The sequence below is a fragment of the Vreelandella stevensii S18214 genome, from assembly GCF_000275725.1.
In the GTDB taxonomy this organism is placed as follows: domain Bacteria; phylum Pseudomonadota; class Gammaproteobacteria; order Pseudomonadales; family Halomonadaceae; genus Vreelandella; species Vreelandella stevensii.
On record NZ_AJTS01000023.1, the window covers coordinates 13,908 to 38,487 of the forward strand.

Consider the following 24,580-nt stretch of genomic DNA (forward strand, 5'->3'; position numbering starts at 1 on the left):
CACGTCATTTGGAGGATTTGGAAGAGTCGCTATTATCCCGACGTCGCGGCTCGAATGCCACCTCTTCGATTTCCCACTCCTCTTCAGGGGTATAGCGGGTGCGCAGCGGTGGCGCGTCCGCGTTTCCTGACAAGGAGGTCTCGGCCGCGTCTGACTCGTTAGCCTGCAGCGAGGGCGGATGATAATCGATACAGTGCGCCCGATGATCGTCCGGCACCGGTTGCGCAGGTGCCTGGGGCGTCGACAGCTCTGTAGCCTCCTCCAAGGGGCTATGCTCACCAGGCGCTTGAGCAACAGGCGTTTGGACAGCAAGCTCGTCGGTCACCGGCTCGTCAGCAGCAGACACCTGCTCATAGCGCTCGGCTACCTGTGGCGGCGCTTTCGGGATATCGAAAGGCGGTGGTTCGGCAAGGGGCGGCTCGGCCAAAGGTGCGCCAGCGGTGCCGGTGCTTTCCATGACAGGCTCGGCGCGCCGTGGGGGCGTTTCCACGGCAGCGGCGGGCGCGGGCACGTCCTCCCACTGGCGCTCGCGGCGTTTGCGTGACCACACCAGCGCCCCCAGCAACAGCGCCAGGGCGGCACTGGCCAGCGGCCACTGATAGGCCTCCAGCCGTGCGATCACCCCCGGCCCGGACGCTCGCGCACCGGCCGCCTGACCCGCGCTGGCCGCCATGGCTTCTGCGACAGCCAGGGCATGCTGGGTTTCCTGTTGAGACGCCTGCAGCGCCTCCGTCAACGAGGCCACCTCCTGACGCAGCGCAGCCATTTCCGCCTGCATCAGGTCACGCTCTTCGAGGACGGTTTGCAGCATGGCCTGGCTTTCGCGCAGCTGTTCTGCCAGGTCGTTGAGGGTCAGCCCTGCCAGCTCGCTCTCTGTCTCGCTCTCGGCATCACCCTCGGCCAATGGGCCTTCTGGCGCGCCCTGTGGCAACTGCTCGCTCGCGGCCAGCGCCTCGTCGACCAGCACCGGCTCCTCGCCTGACGATGGCGCCGCCGCCGTTTGGCGCATGGCCTGCACCGCCTGGGATGCCTGGCTGGGGCTACGTGCCATGATTTGCTCGCGACCTGGCACCACCAGGGTTTGCCCGGCGCGAAGTTCATCCGGGTTACCGGAAGGGAACGCCGACGGGTTGGCTTCGACCAGGGCCAGCATCATCTGCTGGACGCTGACCTCGGCGGGCTTGACCCGCGCCGCCACCCCCCACAGTGAATCGCCGCTGGCCACATAGGCCGTTCCGCCAGGCGCCTGGGCCGCACTGGCCACGGATGCGGGCGATGGCGAAGAAGAGACTGCCTGTGGCGGGGCTTGCGCAGCCGTCGCGGACGGGCTGACATGGCTGGCAGGTGCCGCCACCGGCGCACTGGCGGCGCTCTCCGGCAGGTCGAACAGTAGCGTGAACGCCTCGGCGCTACGCCCATCGGGGCCGCTGATGGTCAACAGCAGATCCAGCCAGGGCTCCAGCACCTCCTGCTCGGTGCGCAGCACCACCCGAGCACCGCCGGGAAGGCGCTCGATCTCGGCGCGCACGCTGGCCGCCAGCGGGGTCCACTCCAGCCCCCGGGCGGTAAAGGCCGCTTCGTCAGCGACCTCCACCCGTAACTCGCCCAGCGCAGTCTCGGAGACATCCACGATGGGTGCGGAGGCATTCAGCGGTGCCTGGAGCGGTGAGTTGACCGTCACCTGCCCCAGCCCCACGGCCAACGCCAACGGGCTTACGACGCCCAGCGGCAGCCATGACCACCATGCCAGCTTGTTTTTCATTGCGGCCCCTACTGCCTGCGGTTCCCTGCGTTACATTGTGCGGAAACATTCACCCATCACAATGACTTAATTCGTTTTTATCATAACGTATTTAACATGCCGCTTGGGCCAATGCACCCTCGACACGCCTGACGGGCAAAAAAATGGGAAGCTGCGAACAGCTTCCCACTGGTTTACCTGACGGCCCGCGCTGGATTACTGCTCGCGCAGGATCTTCAGCATGCGCTTGAGCGGCTCGGCGGCCCCCCACAGCAGCTGGTCGCCCACGCTGAAGGCCGAGAGGTATTCACCGCCCATGTTCAGCTTGCGCAGCCGACCTACCGGTACTTGCAGCGTGCCCGTGGCTGCTGCCGGGGTCAGGCCCGCTACGGTGGCGTCCTTATCGTTGGGAATCAGGCGCACCCACTCGTTGTGCTTGGCAATGCGCTCTTCGATCTCGTCCAGCGGCACATCCTGCTTCAGCTTGATGGTGAACGCTTGGCTGTGGGAGCGCATGGCACCGATACGCACGCAAAGGCCATCGATGGGAATCGGGTTGTTCTGCAGTCCCAGAATCTTGTTGGTCTCGACGCTGCCTTTCCACTCTTCGCGGCTCTGGCCGCTCTCCAGCTTGGTGTCGATCCACGGCAGCAGGCTGCCCGCCAGCGGCGCAGTGAAGTTTTCCGTGGGGAAGTCGCCGCCACGCATGGCCGCAGTGACCTTGCGGTCGATATCCAGAATGGCGCTGGCCGGGTCGGCCAATTCGCTGGCCACGCTATCACGCAGGTGGCCCATCTGGTTGAGCAGCTCGCGCATGTGCTTGGCACCGGAGCCGGACGCCGCCTGATAGGTCATGGAGGTCATCCACTCGACCATATCGGCCTCGAACAGGCCGCCCAGGCCCATTAGCATCAGGCTGACGGTGCAGTTGCCGCCCACGAAGGTTTTGGCACCTTTCGCCAGTTGCGCATCGATGACCTTACGGTTCACCGGGTCGAGGATGATGGTGGCTTCGTCTTCCATCCGCAGGGTGCTGGCGGCATCGATCCAGTAGCCTTGCCAACCGCCGTTGCGCAGGTCGCCGTAGACCTTCTTGGTGTAGTCACCGCCCTGGCAGGTGATGATCACGTCCAACGCTTTCAGGTCATCCAGTGCAAACGCATCTTTCAGCGGAGGCACGTCCACGCCGATGTCGGGGCCGGGCTGGCCAACTTGAGAAGTGGTGAAAAAAATCGGCTCGATACCGTTGAAATCACCATCTTCCTGCATGCGCTGCATCAGCACAGAACCCACCATGCCACGCCATCCCACGAAACCGACTTTCAACATGTGAAGTCCTCCAACCAAGAATGAGATAAGTATTATACACAAATATCCGACACGACGTCGGCCACCCCTTGGGGCAGCCGACGTTGGTTGCTTTGCGACGAGTCGAAGCGAAGCTCTTTTTGCAAGCCTTAGGCTGAGCGTTGTGCAAAGGCCGCCAGCACTGCATCACCCATCTCCACCGTGGAGACCCGACGGGTGCCTTCGGAAGCGATATCCGCCGTGCGCAGGCCGTCGTCCAGCACGCTGCCCACCGCCGCTTCGATGCGCTCGGCCATGGTGGGCTCATTGAGCGAGTAGCGCAGCATCATGGCCACCGAGAGCATCATGGCCAGCGGGTTGGCGACGTTCTGGCCTGCGATGTCCGGCGCGCTGCCGTGGCAAGGCTCGTACATGCCCTGCCCGCTCTCGTTGAGCGATGCAGAAGGCAACATGCCGATGGAGCCGGTCAGCATGGCGGCGGCATCGGAGAGAATGTCGCCAAACATGTTGCCGGTGACCACCACATCGAACTGCTTCGGTGCACGCACCAGCTGCATGGCGGCGTTGTCCACGTACATGTGCGACAGCTCTACATCCGGGTATTCCGGTGCCAGCCGCTCCATGACCTCACGCCACAGAATCGTCACTTCCAGCACGTTGGCCTTGTCCACCGAGCAGAGCTTCTTGCCGCGCTTCTGGGCCATCTCGAAGGCGACACGACCAATACGCTCGATTTCGCTTTCAGAGTAGATATAGGTATTGAAGCCGACCCGCTCGCCGTCGCGCACTTCGATACCCCGGGGCTGGCCGAAGTAGATGCCGCCGGTGAGTTCACGCACGATCATGATATCCAGCCCGGCCACCAGCTCGGGCTTCAAGCTGGAAGCGCTGGCCAGCTGCGGGTAAAGCATGGCCGGACGCAGGTTGCCAAACAGGCCCAGGTTCTTGCGCAGGCCCAGCAAGCCTTTCTCAGGACGCCTGGAGAGGTCGTCGATCTTGTCCCATTTGGGGCCACCCACGGCACCCAGCAAAATCGCGCTGGCAGCCTTGGCTTTTTCCAACGTTTCAGCGGGCAGCGGCTCGCCGTGTACGTCGTAGGCCGAGCCGCCCACCAGACCCTCTTCCACGTCGATGTCCAGGCCAGCATCCTGGCAGGCTTTCAACAAACGCGCCGCCTGGGCGGCAATTTCCGGGCCGATACCGTCACCGGGCAGCAGTAACACCTTATGAGTCATGCTCAATCCTTAGCACAAAAAATGGAAGACTTACGCGGGCTGACGGAACAGCCACGGGCGCTGCTGACGATGCTGCGCTTCGAAGCTGCGAATGGCCTCTTCGTCTTGCAGGGTAATGCCAATATCGTCCAGGCCGTTCAGCAAGCAGTGCTTGCGGAATTCGTCGACCTCGAATTCCAGAATCTCGCCGCTGGGCGTGATCACGCGCTGGTGCTCCAGGTCGACGTCCAGCTGGTAGCCTTCGTTGGCATCCACCTCGGCAAACAGGCGATCCACCTGCTCTTCGGCCAGCGTCACCAGCAGGATGCCGTTCTTGAACGCGTTGTTGTAGAAGATATCGGCAAAGCTGGGGGCAATCACTACCTTGAAGCCAAAATCTTCCAGCGCCCAGGGCGCGTGCTCGCGGGAGCTGCCGCAGCCAAAGTTACGCCGTGCCAGCAGCACCTCGGCGCCTTGGAAGCGCGGCTGGTTCAGCACGAAATCCGGATTCAGCGGGCGCTGGGAGCAGTCCTGACCGGGTTGGCCTTCGTCCAGGTAGCGCAGCTCATCGAACAGGTTCACGCCAAAGCCGGTCCGCTTGATGGACTTCAGGAACTGCTTCGGAATGATCAGATCGGTATCGACATTGGCACGGTCCAGAGGCGCGACGATGCCTTCAAAACGTTCGAACTTTTTCATGGCTCAGGCCTCCTGGGCGTGGGTGGCATCGTTGGCAGGCAAGGTACGGACATCGACGAAGTGACCAGCAATGGCGGCCGCAGCGGCCATGGCCGGGCTCACCAGATGCGTACGCCCGCCGTAGCCCTGACGACCTTCGAAGTTACGGTTGGAGGTCGAGGCGCAGTGCTCGCCAGCGCCCAGCTTGTCGGCATTCATGGCCAAGCACATGGAGCAACCCGGCTCGCGCCACTCGAAGCCCGCTTCGATGAAGATCTTGTCGAGGCCTTCGGCTTCCGCCTGGCGCTTCACCAGGCCAGAACCCGGCACCACCATGGCCAGCTTGATGGTATCGGCTACCTTGTTGCCCTTGGCCACCTTGGCGGCTTCACGCAGGTCTTCGATACGCGAGTTGGTGCAGGAGCCGATGAACACCTTGTCCAGCTTGATATCGGTAATCTTCTGGTTGGCCTGCAGGCCCATGTACTCCAGCGCGCGGGCGTGGCTGCGCTGGACGGTTTCGTCATCGGCGGCTTGCGGGTCGGGTACTTGGCCTGAAATACCGGTGACCATTTCCGGGCTGGTGCCCCAGCTCACCTGCGGTTCGATCTCTTCGGCCTTCAGGGTGACCACTTTATCGAAGTGGGCATCGGCATCGGAGACCAGCAGACGCCAGTCGGCCACGGCGGCTTCCCACTGCTCGGCGGTGGGCGCAAAGGGGCGCTCGGCGAGGTAATCGATGGTGGTGTCATCGACCGCAATCAGCCCTACCCGAGCACCTGCTTCGATGGCCATGTTGCACACGGTCATGCGGCCTTCCATGGAGAGCGATTCGATGGCGCTTCCAGCAAACTCGATGGCATAGCCGGTGCCGCCGGCGGTACCAATCTTGCCGATGATGGCCAGCACCACGTCCTTGGCGGTCACGCCCAGACCCAGCTCGCCTTCCACGCGCACCTGCATGTTCTTCATCTTCTGCGCCAGCAAACACTGGGTAGCCAGCACGTGCTCCACTTCCGAGGTGCCGATACCGTGGGCCAGCGCGGCAAAGGCGCCGTGGGTGGCGGTATGCGAGTCGCCGCACACCACGGTCATGCCGGGCAGTGTGGCACCCTGCTCGGGGCCCACCACGTGCACGATGCCCTGGCGGGGGTCGTTGATCTTGAACTCTTCGATACCGAAGGCCTGGCAGTTGTCGTCCAGGGTCTGCACCTGAATCAACGAGACCGGGTCCTTGATGCCGCTGTTGCCCTCGGCACGCTCTTTCACCGTGGTGGGCACGTTGTGATCGGGGGTGGCCAGGTTGGCATCCAGGCGCCAGGGCTTGCGGTTGGCCAGACGCAGGCCTTCAAACGCCTGTGGCGAGGTCACTTCGTGGAGCAGTTGGCGGTCGATGTAGATCAGCGCCGTGCCGTCATCGCGCTGCTTGACCAAGTGCTGGTTCCAGAGTTTGTCGTAAAGGGTTTGACCTGACATGTGGCTCTCCTGGGCAGTGCCCTGCTAGTCGTGTTGGCGGCTTTTACGGGCCGCTCTTGTCGCGGGCGTCATGGACGATGACCCGAGTGTTACCCGACTCGCACATAAAAGCAATTCATGTTATTCATACTTTAGATTCCAAACAGGAATAGATAATCAGGGAGCCGCCGTGGATACCCAAAGCCTGCAAGCCTTTCTTGCCGTGGCGCAAACCCAAAGCTTTTCCCGGGCCGCCGAGCAGCTTCACCTTACGCAGCCAGCGGTGAGTAAACGCATTGCCACCCTGGAAGAGCTGCTGGGCACGCGGCTTTTCGACCGTATCGGGCGGAAAATCACCCTTACCGAGGCAGGCAACCTGCTGCTGCCCCGCGCCCAGCGTATCCTATTCACCGTGGACGACAGCCGCCGCGCGCTGGCCAACCTTTCCGGCCAGGTAGGCGGCAAGCTCACCCTGGCCACCAGCCACCACATTGGCCTGCACCGGCTGCCGCCGCTGCTCAAGCTCTACACCCAGCGCCATCCGGAAGTGGCCCTCGACCTGCACTTCCTGGACTCCGAGCTTGCCTATCAGGGCGTGGTGGATGGCACCCTGGAAATGGCCATCGTCACCCTGGCGCCCCACCCGGTGGAGCAGCTGCAGGTGGTCGAGCTCTGGCGCGACCGGCTCTGCTTCGTCTGCGCCAAGGACCACCCACTGGCCCAGCGCAGCCGCACCCAGGCCACGCTGAGCCTGGCCGAACTGTGCGAGGTGAACTGCGTGATGCCCGGCGCCAAGACCTTCACCCACACCCTGATCGGCCAACGCTTCCAGGCCGCCGGCCTGACCCTGCCGGTCAGCATGTCCACCAACTACCTGGAAACCCTGAAGATGATGTGCAGCGTCGGGCTCGGCTGGAGCCTGCTGCCGGAAAGCATGCTCGACAGCGAACTGGTCGAACTGCCGGTGGATACCGACCCCATCCACCGCCCACTGGGTTATCTGGTGCACCACAACCGCACGCTCTCCAACGCTGCGCGCAGGATGATCGAGGCGCTGGAGAATGCCCGCGCGTGATGGCCTGGTAGCGGGGACAACATCAGAAACGACACTGGCCCACGCCTTTGAAAGCGTGGGCCAGCGCCACAGAGACCCCGCCTAAATGCGGGCATGTATTACCGCGATGACGACAGCGCCTGTTTGACAGCCTCCTCCAGCGACAGCGTGGGCCTACCCAGCAACTGGCTCAACTGACGGCTCTCATCCAACAAGGCCCCCTTGGCAACGCCCCTATCGGCATCTGCCAATACGCTAGCGAACTCCTTCGGCAGCCCCGCCTGCTGCAAAGCACTTACGTAGTCGGCTTCACTTACGTTGACGTAATCGACGCGCTGTCCGCTTTGCCGCGAGATAACGGCCGCCAGCTCGCCCAACGTATAAGCGCTGTCACCAGCCAACTCATACACGGGCTCCCTGTGCTGATCGCTGGCAAGCACGATGGCCGCTGCTTCGGCGTAATCAGCCCGCCCAGCCGAGGCAATCCGCCCCTCGTCGGCACAGCCAAACAAGGCACCCTGGGCGACCGCCCCAGAAGCTCCCTGCGTATAATTTTCGGTGTACCAGCCGTTGCGCAGCAGCACATAAGGAACACCAGAGGCATGAATCAGTGCCTCGGTCTCACGGTGCTCCTGCGCTAGACCAAGCGGCGACGAATCGGCATGCAGTAGACTGGTATACGCCAATAGTGCCACGCCCTGACGCTTCGCAGCCTCGATGACCGCCCGATGCTGATTGACACGCTGGCCAATCTCGCTAGACGAGATCAGCAGCACCTTTTCGGCTCCTTGCAAAGCCGCTTGCCAGCTATCGGGGTCATCGTAATTGGCTTGACGTACATGTACGCCTAGCTCGGCCAGCGGCTGGGCTTTTTCCACATTTCGCACGGCGGCCACAATGTGCTCGGCAGGCACGCGCTTCACTAGCGCATCAATCACCAAGCCGCCTAGCTGTCCGGTAGCACCCGTTACTACGATCATGTTTTCACCTCATTCATCTGCAATGGTTGGTGAAATGAAGCGTACCCTTTAAACTAACTTTTAGTAAGTACGCACAAAAAGGTAAGTACCATGACCCGTCACCCAACGGCCCCTGATCAAAGCGCCAGCCATGGGGCACTCGCCAATGCCATGCGCCGTGGCGAAGTACTCGCAAAAGCCTGCCCATCACGGCAGATTTTGAAACACGTGACCAGCCAGTGGGGGGTTTTAGTGCTGCTGGTGTTGATGAAAGGCACCCACCGCTTCAGCGAACTGCGCCGCAAGATCGAGGGTGTCAGTGAGAAAATGCTGGCACAAACGCTTCAGCAACTGGAAGAGGATGGCCTGGTAGCACGCTATGCGCACCCCGTCGTGCCGCCGCATGTGGAGTATTCATTAACGGCGCCGGGCAAAGAGCTGGGGCAGCACATCGAAGCGCTAACCGATTGGATCGAACACAACCTGCCTACACTGCTTGCTGCAAGCCGAAAGCCTGACTAGCTACCCATGCTCAAGCGATGCAGGGCCGCATTACTTTGCACGATGGAGGGCGTGACCTCCTCCAGCGCCACCTTGACCATACCCGCTGCCACGGCCTCTACCGAAATAGGCCGCAGGGTAAGCGGTAGCCACCGCACTGCGGGTGACAGCACCGCGCTCGCCCACGTCTCTGCCAAGCGCCCATCCTGCGGCCGCCCCAACAACAGCGAAGGCCGAGCAAAGAACACACAGGGCAACCCCAGCGCCTGAATATCCCGCTCCACTTCGCCTTTCACGCGGTTATAAAATATCGACGAGCGAGCATTGGCACCGTGCGCCGTCACCACAGCCAACCGGCTCACCCCCGCCGCTTTGCAGGCACGGGCAAACGCCAGCACCAACCCATGGTCCACGCGACGAAACGCCTCTTTACTCCCTGCCTGCTTTTTCGTGGTGCCCAGCGCTACAAACGCCATGGCCCCAGCGGGCACCAGCTCGGCAACCTCAGCTTCCAGTTGTTCGAAATCCAGCAGCGCAGGCTGAAGCCTGGAAGCGTTAGCGTGGGGAAATTCACGAGCAAGATCCAGCTCGCGGCGGGTCACGACGATGACGCTCTCCACCTCATCGCGCTGGGAAAGCTGCGTCACGAGGTGCTGGCCAATGGCGCCAGTGGCACCAAGAACGATGGCGGTGGTGGGCATGATTGACCTCTTGAAAATGTGAACGTCTGGTCAAGCTAGTACGCAGCAGTTTGCTACTGGTGTAGCGTCACGCTACAATTTTTTAAGTCCAACGACAGGAGTGACTGATGTCTACTGCAAGCATACGCTTAGATAAAGAACTGGTGGATAAAGCGGCCATCATGGCAAGGGCTTTACACCGTACAACACCCAAGCAAATAGAACACTGGGCAAAAATCGGCGAGATGATGGAAGACAACCCCGATTTGCCCTACGACTTTGTCCGCCAAGCCATCATCGCACAGGCAGAACGTGATGCTGGAAAGCTGGAGGCCTACGATTTTGATTAGCGCTACCAGCGTATTACAAACGCCTTCCTTCAAGAAAGCGGTCAAAAAACTCAAGCCAAATCAAAAAAAAGACCTGGACTCTGTCATCAGGCAGCTAATGGCCGACCCCTATATGGGAGAACAGAAGAAAGGCGACCTGGCTTTCCTGCGAGTACACAAGTTCAAAATGAACAAGCAACTGACCCTACTGGGTTATAGCTTCCATGAGGGTGTTCTTGTGCTTGAGCTGATGGCACTGGGCTCACACGAAAACTTCTACCGCGATATCAAACGACAGTAGCACGTGGTAACGAGCGAGCAGCGAGGCACCCGCGAGGCCGCGCCACCGAGAGAAAAGGTAAGCAACCCACGCCCCACCATCACCTGACTGAATACATCCGCCTCACGGATCAGGTATCGCCCCCCACAAACCGCGACTTCACCTTTGCTGACGGCACCATACAGGCATTTTTCTTACCAAAGAGCCGATAGCGATGCCGCGCGAATAGTTTATAAGCCGCGTCCCTGATCGGCCTGGGCACCCCCTTGAGTGCATAACACAGCCGCCAAGGCCCTTTCAGGTCTTTGGCAATCTCAAGGGCGGCATCCGAGAGCACATAACACTCACCCTCCTTGATCAGCACCAGAGTGTCCGTGCCCACATCAGGAACGTTGAAGCGCTCCGTCAGCTCCTGGGCCAACTCACTCTGCATCGGGGTGAAGGCAAAGACGCCCTCTGGATCTCGCTGGATGATGAAACTCACTGCACCATTGCAGAAGTTGCACACACCATCGAATATCACGATATGCCGATTATCCATAGGCTCCTGAAGAAAGAAGACGTTCGTTCGACATGGGTAGGTTGCCTGACACTACGGGCAACGGCGCACCATTACAATCCGCTGCATCGGGTCGGGAAGCGCTGCCCAAGGTGCAGTGTTCCAATACCGCATTACCCCATGATCAGAAAAGATTTCCAGCAGGCTATCCGACTCATCAATGGCCACGGGTTTGAGTATCAACCGCGCGGTTTCAATCACGGGGAAAAATAATCCTTTCAATATCAGCACTCCATTTCCATATCTAGCACTGGCTGGCTACCATCACCAAGTCCGTCAATTCACCCCCCTGGCATCGCGCCGGAACAAAGCCGCACACTGCGCGCCACCAAGGGCAGCCACCCCTGTAGCGCGTGGTAACGAGCGATCAGCGAGGCACCCGCGAGGCCGCGCCACCGAGCAGCTATCGATGCTCAAAACTGTGATACGTGGCGCGATCAAACACACTATCAGCGCGGTTCAAATGCTCAGCAACCCAGCACGCCACAGCGCAAGTACCACTTCGACTTGCTGGTTATGCTGTTTCGGTGCCCCTTGGACGACAATTCCCCAAAGTTGTTTTCTGGGCAAATCGGCCAAGTGCGGTTTTTCGTGAAGAAGCTTAAGCAAGTCAATCGCGTATTTTTTGTTGGAAACAGAGGTGGTGTACTTACCAGCCTCTATTCCCTCGACATAGCCTTCTTCGCATAACCCCAAAAATGCAGACCGTGGACAGCCTTTAACACGAGCAGCATGCTGATCAGGAAACATGGATGCGGCGGCCAAATTCCACGCTTCTACAGGAGAAACACCTTCCCCTGCCAAGCGAACAGCCTGTAAAGCAACATCGCCATATTTAGCCATTTTACGCCCCCAACTCGAATCACCATGTAGCGCGTGGTAACGAGCGATCAGCGAGGCACCCGCGAGGCCGCGCCACCAATAGAAAAGTAGGCAGCCATCCAGGCTCCACCAGCGGGTGGACACCGCCATTCGCTATGCGGGAAGATCACTGACCAAGCGCCCATACATTGCCGAGTCAGAGACAACGCCATTGACTTCCCAGCGCTGCCTTAGCAGCCCCTCTTGAGAAAACCCGAGCTTACCTAGTGCTTTCGCTGACGCCAGGTTCTCTGGATCAATCTCTGCTTCAATCCGCCGGAGCCCCAATGAGTTGAACCCGTACTGAATCAACGCCTCGCCTGCCTCATGAATATATCCCTGCCCCCAGCATGAACGGCCCAACCCAAACCCGATTTCAGCCCGTTTGGATGCTTGATCGTAGCTGAACAGCATACACTTGCCAGCCAACTCACCTGTCGACTTCAGATACACGCCGAGCACCAGCGACTCTTCACGGCGCATCGACTCATGACTTCCATTGATGAAATCAATCGCGTCCTGAATCGTTGCCCAAGGTGCAGTGTTCCAATACCGCATGACCTCATGATCAGAAAAGATTTCCAGCAGGCTATCCGAGTCATTGATGGCCAAGGGTTTAAGTATCAACCGCGCGGTTTCAATCACGGGGAAAAATAATCCTTTCAATATCAGCACTCCATTTCCATATCTAGCACTGGCTGGCTACTATCACCAAGTCCGTCAACTCACCCCCCTGGCATCGCGCCGGAACAAAGCCGCACACTGCGCGCCACCAAGGGCAGCCACCCCTGTAGCGCGTGGTAACGAGCGATCAGCGAGGCACCCGCGAGGCCGCGCCACCGAGCTGAGCGAAATGCACCCAGCAACATTGTCACTCACGGCGGGCCAACAGCAGCCCTGCCCCCGCACTTCCCAATAACCCGGCACACACTCGATTGAACAGGCGCCGCATGGAGGGGCGCGAGAACCAGTGGCGCAATGCCTTGCCGAAGAACGCGTAACCGGCGATGGCAACCCACTCTAGCAACAGAAATAGCGCCCCGAGTATCAGGAACTGAAGCCCTACGGAACCCGCGGGGTCGACAAACTGGGGCAGGAACGCGGTAAAGATCAGGATGGCTTTGGGGTTGCCCGCTGCCAGCAGGAATTCCTGCCTCGCCAGTTGAAGCAGATTCTTGCCGCCCAGCGCCTCGCTATCGCCTTCTGCCGGGTCTGCGTTCCAGAGCTGATACGCCAGCCAGAGGAGGTACAGCCCACCGGCGATTTTGACGGCGAGAAACACCTTTTCGGAGGTATGCAGCACGGTGGCCAACCCGGTAGCGGCCAATGTAATCATGCCCACAAAGGCCACCAACCGACCCATCCCCGCATAGCAGGCCACCCGTATGCCGTACCGCTTGGCATTCGCCATGGAGAGCAGATTGTTGGTGCCGGGGGCCATGTTCAGGGCAAAACATGCAGGTATGAATAACAGGAGCGTCATCAGGGTCATGTCGGTTCCCACCTTGTAAAGTGAATAGGGTCAGCTCCCGGCACCAGGCTCATCTGCCTTCGCCCTGGGCTGGTTGGTGACACCAAACGGAATATGAACAGAAGGCACCACCGCACTGGCGGACTGCAAATGGCCAGACTGATCATCGAAGAAGATGTGCGGCTTCAACACACCCAGCACTCTGCCCTTCTCGATGCCGCCGAGGAAGAACGCATCGTTGGCCATGACGCCCCAGCTTTTCAGCGTCTTCAAGGCGCGCTCATGGGAAGGCGCATTGCGGGCGGTGACAATCGAAACGCGTATACGGTTTTCATACTCCGGGTGCTGCTGCTTGTACGCTTCTTCCGCCGACTGGATTCTTGAAATGCGTACCAGGAACTCTTTTAGTGGCCCAGGATGGTGGGGCTGCATCACGTTCTTTACTTCATGATCGTGGAAGGCCGTGAGTCCTGATGCCTGCATGACCGACTCGGATTCGTCACCCGCCAGCACGCCATCAAAGTCAAAAGCGATGCGCAGTGTCTGGTCGTCTTCATCGTCGTCAAACATGGAATCCAGCACCTGCCCCGCCGGATGCCCGCTGCCAATGGCGGCCTCCACGTCCGGCTTGTGGCCAGACAAAAATAGCGCAATGTTCAACGCGGGAATGTACTCATAGGGCGAACGCCCCTGCATGAAGATCGCCCGGGTAATGCCCAGCCCGTAGTGCTTGATGGTTTTCATGACCCGCAAGCCGGTATCCGGGTCGTTGCGTGACAGCAGCACCACCTCCACCAGCGGGTCTTCCGGGCTGGGGCTCAAGTCGTTCAACGCCAGCAGCCGCTTGATAAACGGAAACGCGATGCCCTTGGGGAGCGGAACCTCAAGATTCTTTTCCTGATATTCGCGGTACTGCTCCTCCCCCTCGCGGCGAAAGACGGCATCGGATTCGCTCAGATCAAAGACCGCACTGGAGGCAACGCCAATGACCAGACGGTTATCGAGTTCGTAGGGCATGTGCTTCCTTTGTGGGTGGTTGAAGGGGGCTTGGGATGAGCTGATGTTTTTTTAAGTCAGCAAACAGTATGATTTTCAACAGGATGGACGGATCATGACCATCCTGTTGTGTCGTTGCGATATCCATGTTTGAAAACCGACAATTCGAGTTTACGCTTGATCAGGTAATGCACTGCATGCTCGAAAATGCCTGGCTTGAGCTGATAGTTGATCACCACCATGGCGTTCTGATCGTAGTTGTAAACCTTGCAGCGCGGCATGCATACCACTCCCCATCTGTTTTCCCGATCCTACCAAAACTTGGTTGTCAAAGGAGTTTTTCTACAGTCTCAACGCCCGCCACACGGGCAAAGTTGAAGCGTAGCGTAAACTTTGTCACCGTGCTGGCGATTGTTATGCATCTTCGTCTTGAACATTGAGGCCTGCTGAAGCAAGGGGATGGCTTTCCGAATTGAAGAAATATAGTTCCTTACCTTTCAAGTCGATGGTTAGCCGAGATTTCAGGGCGATAATTTCCTCTCCATCTTGGTGCGGCCATACGCCGATTGCTATTTTACTGGACTCGCTCTGCAGGATCGCTTCAATAATGTGTTGGTCATAATCTTTATGTAAAGAGTGCCCAATTACCACCAATCCATTCTTGCTGCTCGCAAGCTTTTCGTAACAAAATCGGAGATAGTCATTCCGTTTGATCCGCGATAATTTCCATTTAGAACTGCCTTCGGTGATAAATAGAGGAAACTGCTCTGGATGATCCAAATCGAAGAGTTCTGATAGCCTGTTCAGACCATTTGCGGTTAGCTTTTTAGTCCTCCCATTCGGAAGCTCTACGAGGTGGATAGCTCCATGCAGGTAATGGAGCTTTGTTCTGTCTGCAGGAACAGCTGTATCAGATGAGTCAAAGCAACCATCTTCACCCCAGAAATAATCTTTAAATCTCCATGTATCAGAATCCATAATGGCCCAATATGGGATTAGATCATAGTTCGTGGTAAAAACGTTCTTGTAACTCCTAAGCCTTACATTAATCTCAGCGACGTCAGCAAGTGCTGGCGGTATATGGGCAAAGTTAACAGCTGAACCCAAGGAATTCTTAGCGCCTTCATACAGAGCTGTAATCTCCGCATCTTGAGGACTACCAAGCTGCTCATCTACTAGCTTCGCGTGATACAGGACTCTCAAAACGTCTTCAAAGTTAGCGCTGCCAACATGCTCAAAAAGGGCAAGACTTTGCGCGGTGAGTTGATGGTCTATATCTTCCCTCTGAGCAACCTCAAACAATGTTCCATACCCAAATCGGCTCCAAATATTGATGCTGAAACCATTTCCAAGAAGCAGGTTTTTCCACTCCAACTCGGATAGCTCTTCCCACTCAACTAAGTTTTGATCAATTTTAATCTCTGGCATCGATACTCCGTTCCGAGAAACCATGGAATGCATAACGCCGCCAACAGCGGCCGAGCGTAGCGAGGTCCAGCGCACGAAGTGCGCGATGCTGCTTGGCCTTATTATGTGTTGGACAATTCACCATTCTTTATTCATTGATTTAAGCGCGCCACAGTTTGGATCAGCCTTTTCCATATCCTTTATCATTTTTTCCATCTGCTTTTCTGAAACAAGCTCCTTACTTTTCATGAATGCGTTGAAAAAGTGCTCAACTTGAGCGGGAACATAACCTGCACATGAGGTTATTGCGCTAAGAAATATTCTATCTACACTATCAATTTGCGTACCCTTCCAACAATCTCCATCATTAGGCACTATCTCAAAACATATAATTGCGAACGGAATTTTTATATATATGACAAACCTTTTCCAGTTATCCCATATCCTTGGCTCTGCTCCAATCGATCTTTCGTAATAAAACCAATCAACTTTCGGAAGCTGCAATTTGGTTAGAACTTCTCTAGTGCAAGGAATTAGGTGGGTTTGAAACTCTTGGCTCTTATTACCTTTAATTAGAGACTTTATCTCATCTAGGAAATCAGGGAACTTATCAAACTCATCTTTTGTGTATTGGTTATCTTTAGGAAAGTAATATGCCTCAGCTAAAACCCGCCAAGCTATTATATATATGCATATTCGTGAGGATTCCGAAATTTCTAGCTCCTCAGGGCATGGCTTTATGTAGTTCGCCAGCTTTGAGAAAATTTCTTTCTTAAACAGTTTCTCATGTGAGGAAAAGTCACCCTCACATTCTTTACATAACAATGGGGATTTTGAACCATCCTGCTCACGTTTGTTTGGTTCGTTAGTAGCTCTTAGGTAGCCAGTGGGGGATGTGTCTTTTAGCCATTTATATACAAAAGAAGGGATAATGTGGGAGTTTTCTATGGCTTCCCGTTCATTACAGTATTTACATAACTCTTTCATTGAATTTCTCGTTTATTGTGCCGAAGCCGAACACATAACGCTTTGCTCACCGGAAAATTGGGAGCGCAGCGAGTAATTTTTCCGCGTGCAGCAACTTGTTATATCTTACATGTTTGAACAAGAGAGTTTCCTTTTGTGATTTTTGTCATAATTTTCAGGATCTTTTCTCTGTCTACAAGACGAACATCCGCCACATTACTTCTGCTTTTTGCACACCAATCATCTATCCCCTTAGAAAAGTACGTTGAAGACACGAAGTATCCTTTATCTGCACTGTCGCTACCCAACACAGCTGCAAAAGCCTGAACTTTCTGCTTTTTTACTTTCTTGGCAGTCGTTGCCTCTACATATACGAGATATTGTTTCCCGTTTTCATCTTTCCTAGCGACAACATCTTTACCACCATCATTACTCTTAGGGGTTAACTCCACATCCCAACCGACTTCCCTAAAAACCGTATAACACAATTCCTCTAATTGACGAGGTGACAGATCATCAATAATGCTTCCATTACTCTGAATTAAATGGTTCGCGATTAATGCCGGCGATTGATCATGAATCATCAGTCCTTTTTTTATTTTTGACGAAAAACCAAACTCTTCTTCAATGAGCTTACCTGGTCCAATAGTGTGCGTTAAAGGAAATGCAATCCTCAGTCCTAGATCGAGTTGGCGTACGTTTTCATATTTATTGGAAATATTTGCAAGAAGTTCTTTTTCATGCTCTCTACATTCTTCACCCCAAAGTGATTCCGGATGAAAAATATAATGCACTCCCTCTATATCTACATTAGAGAGCATGCTTTTAAGAAGCAGATATTCAGCATCCTCCCTGTTATCTAATATTCCTTCATGTATTTCTGGAAAATGGTTTAGCCAGACTTGATATTCAGGCATTTGAAAGATATGTTCGTGATCATCTTTACGGACACATCTCAAAGCACTTTGCAAGTCTCGCAATGCCTCCTCTACATCTGTGGTATAAAACTGCCCCGTCAAGGGATCAATTCCCATTATCATGTCCAGCTTCGAAGCAAACTTCCTACTTCTAACTGTAAGCTCTGGAACTATTTTAAATCTTTGCTTGTTCATAGATTTACTGGGTGACTCTCAAGAAATATAACAGTGATTATATAGCCCACCACACAGCACCAATAACTCTGCGGTCACAGTCACTGGTGTTATACAGCCCCCAAAAAACACCCAAGTCATTGATCTTAAAAACCACACCCTTAGGCTAGACTACATATCCCCTATTATCGTGCCCGCTCGTTTTGCCTGCTTAATCATACTCTATGCATAAAATCTGCTTAGGTCACCTATCTGGTGAAAATTTTTCGCGGTTTGGGTGGCTGGATCGGCACTGCGCTGCAGTGCTTCGCGGGTGCCTCACTTCGTTCGTTACGCCGCGCTACGGGGTTGGCTGGCTAGGTGGTTTGATCTTTGCGGGCTGAAGTGGGCTCTTGCTTTGTGATTGGCGTGGGTGGCTTTATCGGCACCGCGTTGCGGTGCTTCGCGGGTGCCTCGCTTTGCTCGTTACGCCGCGCTACGGGGTTGGTGGCGTTATCGTTGTTGGTGGCGTTATCGTTGGGTTGGAGGCGTTATCGTTGGATTGGTGGCTTGATCGTCGCGCGCTGAAGCGCCCTCCCACGTCACACATCCTACACCCCTCATTTCCCTCATTTCCCTCATTTCCCTCATTTCCCTCATTTCCCTCATTTCCCTCATTTCCCTCTTCTCTCCCTCGCATCCCCTTTCACCTTTCACCTTTCACCTTTCACCTTTCACCTTTCACCTTTCACCTCTCCCCTCGCTCTTGCTGCTGGCCTTCTTTTGCAAAGCAGCTTAGCCTGCTAACTCAACCAGTAAGGGTGTGCGATGCAAGAGACGACGAGGCGGCAGCGGGTGGCGGGTGGGTTGTTGTTGCTGGGGCTGTTGGTGCAAGTGGTGGGCTTTACCGGGGCTTTTGCGGCGGCGCAGGGGGTGAGCTATTTGCTGTGGGCGGCGGTGGTGTTGCTGTGGCGGGATATTCCTCGGCGTTCGCGGCGTCAGGCGGGGGTGTTGAGCGCGCTGGGGGCTACGATGCTGGTGGTGGCGCACTCGGTGTATGGCGCGGCGGTGAATTGGCCTGCCATGCTGCAGGGCAATGTGTTCGTGGCCACCATGCTGGTGGGGGTGAGCTTTATTTCCCTGATCGGCACCCAGGGCAACAAGCGTGCGCCGGGCAGGCGGTTGACGGGGGCGGCGGGCGTGTTGCGTACCTGGCTGGGGGTGCATTTTCTGGGCACCATTCTGAACCTTTCCACGGTGCTGATGGTGGGCGACCGGCTGGCTCGGCGCGGGCCGCTGACTACGCCGCAGCTGTTGGCGTTGAACCGGGGGTTGAGCAGCGCGGCGTTGTGGTCGCCGTTTTTTGCCTCCATGGCGGTGGTCATCGCCCTGGCGCCAGAGGTGCAGTACGCGCAGATTGCCGTGGTGGGGTTTCCGTTGGCCATGCTGGCGGGGCTGTTTACCACCTGGGAGCTACGGCGGCGGTTCGATTTGCGCGAGGTGGATGGCTTTTCGCTGTCGCCGCGTAGCCTGTTCATGCCTGCGGGCATGGCGGCGCTGGTCATGCTGTTCCATGTTTGGCTGACGCCTGCGCTGAGCATCGTCAGCATCATTACCTTCCTGATTCCCGGCGTGGCGTTGCTGAGCAACCTGCCTGCGGGGCCGCGCTTTACCCTGCGCCGTTTGCGTCAGCACACCGTCACACGGTTACCGGCCATGCGCGGGGAGATTTCGCTGTTTCTGGCGGCGGGCTTGCTGACCGTGGGGCTTTCCACGCTGGTGGCCGCAGCGGCAGGCGATGCCTGGACGCTGTTTGCGCGGTTTGGCGCGCCTCAGGCCATGGCCAGCTTTGCAGCCATTGCCCTGAGCGCGCTGGTGGGGCTGCACCCGATCATTGGGGTGTCGGTGCTGGCCTCGGTGCTCAACCTCAGCGGTGCGGAGCAAACCCTGTTTGCGTTCGTGGGGTTGAGCGCCTGGGCGGTGGGTACCAGCGTGGGGCCGCTGTCCGGTATCAACCTCTCGTTACAGGGGCGTTATGGGGTCAGTGGCTACCAGATGATGAAGAACAACCTGCCTTATGCGGCGCTCATGAGCCTGCTGTCGCTGGGCGCGATCGCAGGCTTGAGCGCCTGGTTGGGCCTGTAGCTCAGGTTTCGATGATCTTGTTGGGGAAGCGGTGGAAGTAGCGGTGGCCACACTGGTGGCAGGGCTCCAGCCGGGCGACTTCGTTGAGCATCACCTGGGCGTCGCAGTGGGTGCAGGCCATCAGGCCGGGGGCGGCGATTTCGCCTTCGCAGTAGTCGGCACGGGCGGCTTCCAGGTCGTCTTCGAAGCGCTCCCGCTCGACAATGCTGCGGTCGGCAATAGAAAGCAGCGACTCTGCCACGCGGCGGGAAAGCCGGTCCAGGTCGATGCCCAGCCAGCTGGCTACCTGCTTACCGGTATCGGCCATGTAGTAGCGCATGTCTTTCAGGTCGCGCTCTACCCAGGCGCGCAGCAGGGCCAGCTCGTCTTTGGTGTACTCTTCCAGTTCGGCTTCAAAGGCAACGGCGTCGTCCAAATCCTTTTGCAGGTTTTCCCAGGTGAGTTCGTTGGCGCCATCCTGCATGCGTTCCAGCAGGCGCTCGTAGCCTTCACGAAGGCGATGATCGTTATGTTTTTCCATGGGTCCTCTCCTTTTGTTGCCACAGGTGCTGCCTATCATCGGCTAGCCGTTCAAGGATACACCGGCATAGGATACAATCGACGTTACTTATCTGACAGTCGTCATCCACTATTCACTTTGCGCCCTTTTTTGGGCGAATGACCCCAAGGCCTTGAAAACACCGATGGACGCACACTACAGCCCCCGTGATATCGAACGTGATGCTCAGCAGTACTGGGAAAAGCACCAGTGCTTCAAAGCCGTAGAAGACGCCAACCGCGAGAAGTTCTACTGCCTATCCATGTTCCCCTACCCCAGCGGCAAGCTGCACATGGGCCACGTGCGTAATTACACTATCGGCGACGTTGTCTCACGTTTCCAGCGCATGCAGGGCAAAAATGTCATGCAGCCCATGGGGTGGGATGCCTTCGGCATGCCAGCGGAAAATGCCGCCATCCAGAATCAGGTGCCGCCTGCCAAGTGGACCTACCAGAACATCGATTACATGCGCAACCAGTTGAAGGCACTGGGGTTTGCCTACGACTGGAGCCGTGAATTCGCCACCTGCGATACCAGCTACTACCGCTGGGAGCAGTGGTTCTTCACCAAGCTGGTGGAGAAAGGGCTGGTCTACAAGAAGATGTCCACGGTGAACTGGGACCCGGTCGATCAGACCGTGCTGGCCAACGAGCAGGTCATCGACGGCTGCGGCTGGCGTTCCGGTGCGCCGGTAGAGCGCAAGGAGATCCCGCTGTGGTTCCTGAAGATCACCGACTACGCCGATGAGCTGCTGGCGGATCTGGACAACGTCGAGTGGCCCGAGCAGGTCAAGACCATGCAGCGCAACTGGATTGGCAAATCCCGTGGCGTCGAGCTGAGCTTCGAGATCAAAGCCGCCGATGGCAGCGCCTGCGAGCCGCTAGCGGTGTACACCACCCGCCCGGACACGCTGATGGGCGTGACCTACGTGGCCGTGGCCGCTGGCCATCCGCTGGCCAAGCAGGCCGCCGAGCAGAGCAGCGAGATGGCTGCGTTCTGCGAAGAGTGCGCCAAGGGCGGCACCTCCGAGGCGGAAATGGCCACCAAGGAGAAGCTGGGCATGGCCACCGGCCACAAGGCCATCCACCCGCTGAGCGGCGAAGAAGTGCCCGTGTTCGTGGCCAACTTCGTGCTCATGGAGTTCGGCACCGGCGCGGTGATGGCCGTTCCCGCCCACGACCAGCGCGACTGGGAGTTTGCCACCAAGTACGGCGTCGAGCTGAAGCCGGTGGTCGCCGACGAGCACGGCAACACGCCGGACATCTCCGAAGGCGCTTACACCGAGCACGGCACGCTGATCAATTCCGGCGAGTTCGACGGTCTGGAGTTCCAGGCGGCGTTCGATGCCATTGCCGCCAAACTGGCCGAGCTGGGCCGTGGCGAGGTGAAAACCAACTATCGCCTGCGCGACTGGGGTATTGCCCGCCAGCGCTACTGGGGCGCGCCGATTCCGGTGAAGTACGGCCCGGAAGGCCAGACCGTGCCGCTCTCCGATGATGAGCTGCCGGTTGCCCTGCCCATGGAAGTCACCGTGGATGCCTCCGGCTCGCCGCTGAAGAAGATGCCCGAGTTCTCCGAGCTGGGCGACGGCTGGGTGCGTGAAACCGACACCTTCGACACCTTCATGGAGTCTTCCTGGTACTTCGCTCGCTTCTGCTGTGCGGATAACCACGAGGCCATGCTGGACGAGCGCGCCAACTACTGGCTGCCGGTGGACCTCTACATTGGCGGCATCGAGCACGCCATTCTGCACCTGCTCTACGCCCGCTTCTTCCACAAGCTGCTGCGCGATTTCGGCATGGTCGATTCCGACGAGCCGTTCCAGCAGCTGCTTACCCAGGGCATGGTGATCGCCGAAACCTTCTACCGCATCAAGGATAACGGCGGCAAGGAGTGGTTCAACCCTGCCGATGTGGAAGTGCAGCGCGACGAGAAAGGCCGCCCGCTGAGCGCCGTGCTGATGAGCGACGGCCAGCCGGTGGAGATGGGCGGCATCGAGAAAATGTCCAAGTCGAAGAACAACGGCGTCGATCCTCAGTCGATGATCGACAAGTTCGGGGCCGACACCGTGCGCCTGTTCATGATGTTTGCCGCCCCGCCCGAGCAGTCGCTGGAGTGGTCCGATTCCGGCGTCGAGGGTGCGCACCGCTTCCTGAAGCGGATCTGGCGTCAGGTTACCGAGCATCTGGCGGCGGGCACCCCTAGCACCTTGAACGTGGACGCGCTGAACGACGACCAGAAAGCGCTGCGTCGCAAGACCCACGAGACCATCAAGAAAGCCAGCGACGACATTGGCCGCCGCACCACCTTCAACACCGCCATTGCCGCCGTGATGGAGCTTTCCAACGCGGTTGCCAAGTTCGACGACAGCTCTGAGCTGGGCCTGGCGGTGAGCCGTGAAGCGCTGGAAGCCTGCGTACTGCTGCTGGCCCCGATCACCCCGCACCTGTGCCACACGCTGTGGCAGCAGCTGGGCCACACCCAGCCTGCCATCGAAGCGCCGTGGCCAGCGGTGGATGAAGCCGCCCTCACCCGCGACAGCATCGAGCTGGTAGTACAGGTGAACGGTAAACTGCGCGCTCGCCTGGAAGCCCCGGCCAGCGCCGACAAAGCCGCCATCGAGAAACTGGCGATGGAGAGCGACAACGTCCAGCGCCATCTGGAAGGCAAGACGGTTCGTAAAGTGATCGTGGTGCCGGGCAAGCTGGTCAACATCGTGGTGAGCGGATGAATCGACGTCATTTCCTGACCCTTGGCAGCGCCGCCTGTGCGGTGGCGCTGCTGGGCGGCTGCGGGTTCCGCCTGCGCGGCACCGACTCCATGCCTAGCCTGCCGCCGCTGGCCCTGGAGGGGGATGCCAACAGCACCCTCGCCCAACAGCTGCGCACCCGCCTACAGCAGCTGGGCACCGAGGTGGAAAACGGCGCGCCCTGGCGCGTCACCCTGGGCACCCCTTCCCTTCAGGAGCGGCGCATCGGGACCGATGGCCGTGCCAGCCGTGAGCATGAGCTGACGCTGAGCACATCGCTATCGGTGCAGCAGCGGGAAACCAATGCCTACGCTCTGAACAACGCCACGCTGAGTACCAGCACGCGGATTCGTGTCAGCGATGACGACCTGCTGAACCGCGAGTCGCTGTTCCAGGAAGCCGAGCAGACCATGACTCGCCAGCTGGCCCAGCGCATCGTCGAGCGGTTGGCCAACCTCGAGGCGCTGCGGTGAAGGTATTTGCCGACCAGCTGCCTGCGGCCCTGGCCAAGAAGCTACCCAAGGCGGTGATCGTGGCGGGAGACGAGCCGTTGCAGCACCGCGACGCCTGCGATGCGGTGCGTGCAGCGGCGCGACAGGCCGGTATCGAAGAGCGCGAAGTGCTCGATGTGGAGCCTAACTTTGCCTGGGGGCGGCTGCTGGAAACGGCCAGCAACCTCTCGCTGTTCGCATCCAACAAGTTGCTGGAGCTGCGCCTGGGCAGCCACAAACTAGGGCAGGATGGCAGCAAGGCGCTGGCCCAGTACGCCGAACTGATGGACGGCAGCGATGACCTGCTGTTGATCAGCATGGGCAAGGTCGATGCAAAGCAGCAGAAGTCGGCCTGGTTCAAGGCGCTGGACAAGCACGGCCTGTTCGTACCGGTCTGGCCGGTCGATGCCTCGCGGCTGGGCTACTGGCTGCGTGACCGGGCGGCCCTGCATGGCCTGCAGCTGGACCTGGACGCCGCCAGGCTGCTGGGCGAACGTACCGAAGGTAACCTGCTGGCCGCCGATCAGGAGCTACAGAAACTGGCGCTGATGCACCCGCCCAAGGCCCGCCTGGGGGTCGAGAGCATCGCCCAGGGCGTGGAAGACAGCTCGCGTTTCGATGTCTTCAACCTGGCGGATGCCTGCCTGAAGGGGGAGCCCAGCCGCGCCTCGCGCATCGTCAACGGCCTGAAAAGCGAAGGCGTGGAAGCGCCTATCGTGCTGTGGGCACTGACCCGAGAGCTGCGCACCCTGCTCTCGCTGCATCAGCATCTGGATCAAGGGCAGAGCTTCGAGCACGCCTGCAAAAGCCAGAAGCCGATGATTTTCGATAAGCGCCGCCCGGCGTACCAGAAAGCCATTCAGCGGCTGCCCATGAAGCGGCTGCACAAGCTGTTGCTGATGGCCCAGCGGCTCGACCTGGCCGTGAAAGGCGCCTCGCCGGTGCCGCTTTGGGCGGGGCTTCACGATCTGGCCATGAGCATGACAGGTGCCCGGGGCATTCTCTCGGAAACCCCCTGGACCTACCGGATTAGTGCAAATAATTAGCACTTTGCCATTTTGCCTTAAATCTCATGATGTTTGTTTCTATACTATTGATTCAAGCGCTAAAAACGCTTGCTCCCCGACC

Annotated in this window: 26 protein-coding genes; 8 read left to right on the forward strand and 18 right to left on the reverse strand. The window is 58.2% G+C overall.

The genetic code is table 11. The features are described 5' to 3' along the window. Nucleotides 1-4: 4 nt before the first annotated feature. The 5 genes from HSS18214_RS0104210 to leuC all read right to left on the reverse strand — a co-directional run bounded on the left by HSS18214_RS0104210 (nt 5) and on the right by leuC (nt 6,417). Nucleotides 5-1,762, reverse strand: coding sequence for a type IV pilus assembly protein FimV (locus HSS18214_RS0104210; RefSeq protein ID WP_016914049.1), 1,758 nt, complete (start codon nt 1,760-1,762; stop codon nt 5-7). 195 nt (nt 1,763-1,957) lie between these two features. Continuing rightward, nucleotides 1,958-3,070 carry an aspartate-semialdehyde dehydrogenase gene (asd, locus tag HSS18214_RS0104215; RefSeq protein WP_016914050.1) on the reverse strand — a complete coding sequence of 371 codons (1,113 nt, stop codon included), beginning with the start codon at nt 3,068-3,070 and terminating at the stop codon, nt 1,958-1,960. 128 nt (nt 3,071-3,198) lie between these two features. After that, a complete protein-coding gene (gene leuB, locus HSS18214_RS0104220) occupies nt 3,199-4,284 on the reverse strand; it encodes a 3-isopropylmalate dehydrogenase (RefSeq protein WP_016914051.1) in 1,086 nt (361 codons plus the stop codon). Nucleotides 4,285-4,314: 30 nt separating this feature from the next. Then, the gene (gene leuD, locus HSS18214_RS0104225; RefSeq protein WP_016914052.1) at nt 4,315-4,962 is read right to left on the reverse strand and encodes a 3-isopropylmalate dehydratase small subunit; all 648 of its coding nucleotides are present in this window, start codon (nt 4,960-4,962) and stop codon (nt 4,315-4,317) included. A gap of 3 nt (nt 4,963-4,965) precedes the next feature. Continuing rightward, nucleotides 4,966-6,417 (reverse strand): 3-isopropylmalate dehydratase large subunit, encoded by a 1,452-nt coding sequence (gene leuC / locus HSS18214_RS0104230; RefSeq protein WP_016914053.1) that lies wholly within the window; start codon nt 6,415-6,417, stop codon nt 4,966-4,968. Between the two features lie 169 nt (nt 6,418-6,586). Between leuC and HSS18214_RS0104235 the strand changes: the two genes are divergently transcribed. Next, nucleotides 6,587-7,471: a LysR family transcriptional regulator gene (locus tag HSS18214_RS0104235; RefSeq protein WP_016914054.1), complete on the forward strand. Its 885-nt coding sequence runs from the start codon at nt 6,587-6,589 to the stop codon at nt 7,469-7,471. Between the two features lie 98 nt (nt 7,472-7,569). Here the strand turns inward: HSS18214_RS0104235 and HSS18214_RS0104240 are convergent, their stop codons facing one another. Continuing rightward, nucleotides 7,570-8,430 carry an SDR family oxidoreductase gene (locus HSS18214_RS0104240; protein WP_016914055.1) on the reverse strand — a complete coding sequence of 287 codons (861 nt, stop codon included), beginning with the start codon at nt 8,428-8,430 and terminating at the stop codon, nt 7,570-7,572. 90 nt (nt 8,431-8,520) lie between these two features. Here HSS18214_RS0104240 and HSS18214_RS0104245 point away from each other — a divergent pair, with 90 nt between their 5' ends. Next, nucleotides 8,521-8,931, forward strand: a complete 411-nt coding sequence (locus tag HSS18214_RS0104245; protein ID WP_016914056.1) for a winged helix-turn-helix transcriptional regulator — start codon at nt 8,521-8,523, stop codon at nt 8,929-8,931. Here the strand turns inward: HSS18214_RS0104245 and HSS18214_RS0104250 are convergent. Next, the gene (locus tag HSS18214_RS0104250) at nt 8,928-9,611 is read right to left on the reverse strand and encodes an NAD(P)H-binding protein (RefSeq protein ID WP_016914057.1); all 684 of its coding nucleotides are present in this window, start codon (nt 9,609-9,611) and stop codon (nt 8,928-8,930) included. The two genes, HSS18214_RS0104245 and HSS18214_RS0104250, sit on opposite strands and share 4 nt — an antisense overlap. A 107-nt stretch (nt 9,612-9,718) precedes the next feature. Here HSS18214_RS0104250 and HSS18214_RS0104255 point away from each other — a divergent pair, with 107 nt between their 5' ends. Together HSS18214_RS0104255 and HSS18214_RS0104260 are read left to right on the forward strand one after the other, a co-directional pair. Further along, nucleotides 9,719-9,940, forward strand: a complete 222-nt coding sequence (locus HSS18214_RS0104255) for a TA system antitoxin ParD family protein (protein WP_016914058.1) — start codon at nt 9,719-9,721, stop codon at nt 9,938-9,940. Further along, entirely contained in the window at nt 9,933-10,220 is a 288-nt protein-coding gene (locus HSS18214_RS0104260; protein ID WP_016914059.1) for a type II toxin-antitoxin system RelE/ParE family toxin, read from the forward strand. The genes HSS18214_RS0104255 and HSS18214_RS0104260 overlap by 8 nt, the downstream gene beginning before the upstream one ends. A 109-nt stretch (nt 10,221-10,329) precedes the next feature. Here HSS18214_RS0104260 and HSS18214_RS0104265 read toward each other — a convergent pair whose 3' ends face one another. The 10 genes from HSS18214_RS0104265 to HSS18214_RS0104305 all read right to left on the reverse strand — a co-directional run bounded on the left by HSS18214_RS0104265 (nt 10,330) and on the right by HSS18214_RS0104305 (nt 17,493). Then, nucleotides 10,330-10,740 (reverse strand): thiol-disulfide oxidoreductase DCC family protein, encoded by a 411-nt coding sequence (locus HSS18214_RS0104265; protein ID WP_016914060.1) that lies wholly within the window; start codon nt 10,738-10,740, stop codon nt 10,330-10,332. Between the two features lie 51 nt (nt 10,741-10,791). Then, nucleotides 10,792-10,989: a GNAT family N-acetyltransferase gene (locus HSS18214_RS19015; RefSeq protein WP_202801271.1), complete on the reverse strand. Its 198-nt coding sequence runs from the start codon at nt 10,987-10,989 to the stop codon at nt 10,792-10,794. 228 nt (nt 10,990-11,217) lie between these two features. Then, nucleotides 11,218-11,724, reverse strand: coding sequence for a DUF6979 family protein (locus HSS18214_RS0104270; RefSeq protein ID WP_202801272.1), 507 nt, complete (start codon nt 11,722-11,724; stop codon nt 11,218-11,220). Between the two features lie 9 nt (nt 11,725-11,733). Continuing rightward, entirely contained in the window at nt 11,734-12,294 is a 561-nt protein-coding gene (locus HSS18214_RS0104275; protein ID WP_016914062.1) for a GNAT family N-acetyltransferase, read from the reverse strand. A gap of 196 nt (nt 12,295-12,490) precedes the next feature. Further along, nucleotides 12,491-13,111: a LysE family translocator gene (locus tag HSS18214_RS0104280; RefSeq protein WP_016914063.1), complete on the reverse strand. Its 621-nt coding sequence runs from the start codon at nt 13,109-13,111 to the stop codon at nt 12,491-12,493. 30 nt (nt 13,112-13,141) lie between these two features. Then, complete coding sequence (locus HSS18214_RS0104285; RefSeq protein ID WP_016914064.1) at nt 13,142-14,107, reverse strand: 5'-nucleotidase; 966 nt, start codon at nt 14,105-14,107, stop codon at nt 13,142-13,144. A 92-nt stretch (nt 14,108-14,199) separates the two neighbouring features. Further along, the gene (locus tag HSS18214_RS0104290) at nt 14,200-14,367 is read right to left on the reverse strand and encodes a hypothetical protein (protein ID WP_016914065.1); all 168 of its coding nucleotides are present in this window, start codon (nt 14,365-14,367) and stop codon (nt 14,200-14,202) included. 133 nt (nt 14,368-14,500) lie between these two features. Then, nucleotides 14,501-15,514 carry a DUF4917 family protein gene (locus HSS18214_RS0104295; protein ID WP_016914066.1) on the reverse strand — a complete coding sequence of 338 codons (1,014 nt, stop codon included), beginning with the start codon at nt 15,512-15,514 and terminating at the stop codon, nt 14,501-14,503. Nucleotides 15,515-15,631: 117 nt separating this feature from the next. Continuing rightward, complete coding sequence (locus HSS18214_RS0104300) at nt 15,632-16,480, reverse strand: hypothetical protein (RefSeq protein WP_016914067.1); 849 nt, start codon at nt 16,478-16,480, stop codon at nt 15,632-15,634. Nucleotides 16,481-16,578: 98 nt separating this feature from the next. Further along, on the reverse strand, nt 16,579-17,493 hold the full coding sequence (locus HSS18214_RS0104305) for a restriction endonuclease (RefSeq protein WP_162129516.1): 915 nt from the start codon (nt 17,491-17,493) through the stop codon (nt 16,579-16,581). 864 nt (nt 17,494-18,357) lie between these two features. On the opposite strand from HSS18214_RS0104305, the gene HSS18214_RS0104310 reads away from it, so the two are divergent. Then, the gene (locus HSS18214_RS0104310; RefSeq protein ID WP_026001716.1) at nt 18,358-19,674 is read left to right on the forward strand and encodes a hypothetical protein; all 1,317 of its coding nucleotides are present in this window, start codon (nt 18,358-18,360) and stop codon (nt 19,672-19,674) included. 1 nt (nt 19,675) lies between these two features. Here HSS18214_RS0104310 and HSS18214_RS0104315 read toward each other — a convergent pair whose 3' ends face one another. After that, nucleotides 19,676-20,194 carry a zinc ribbon-containing protein gene (locus HSS18214_RS0104315; RefSeq protein WP_016914070.1) on the reverse strand — a complete coding sequence of 173 codons (519 nt, stop codon included), beginning with the start codon at nt 20,192-20,194 and terminating at the stop codon, nt 19,676-19,678. Nucleotides 20,195-20,357: 163 nt separating this feature from the next. Here HSS18214_RS0104315 and leuS point away from each other — a divergent pair, with 163 nt between their 5' ends. Genes leuS through holA form a run of 3 tightly spaced genes read left to right on the forward strand, consistent with a single transcriptional unit; the run spans nt 20,358 to nt 24,498 of the window. Further along, complete coding sequence (leuS, locus tag HSS18214_RS0104320; protein WP_016914071.1) at nt 20,358-22,943, forward strand: leucine--tRNA ligase; 2,586 nt, start codon at nt 20,358-20,360, stop codon at nt 22,941-22,943. Beyond that, nucleotides 22,940-23,434 (forward strand): LPS-assembly lipoprotein LptE, encoded by a 495-nt coding sequence (locus tag HSS18214_RS0104325; RefSeq protein ID WP_016914072.1) that lies wholly within the window; start codon nt 22,940-22,942, stop codon nt 23,432-23,434. Before leuS ends, HSS18214_RS0104325 begins: the two co-directional genes overlap by 4 nt. Beyond that, nucleotides 23,431-24,498: a DNA polymerase III subunit delta gene (holA, locus tag HSS18214_RS0104330; protein WP_016914073.1), complete on the forward strand. Its 1,068-nt coding sequence runs from the start codon at nt 23,431-23,433 to the stop codon at nt 24,496-24,498. The genes HSS18214_RS0104325 and holA overlap by 4 nt, the downstream gene beginning before the upstream one ends. Nucleotides 24,499-24,580: the final 82 nt, after the last annotated feature.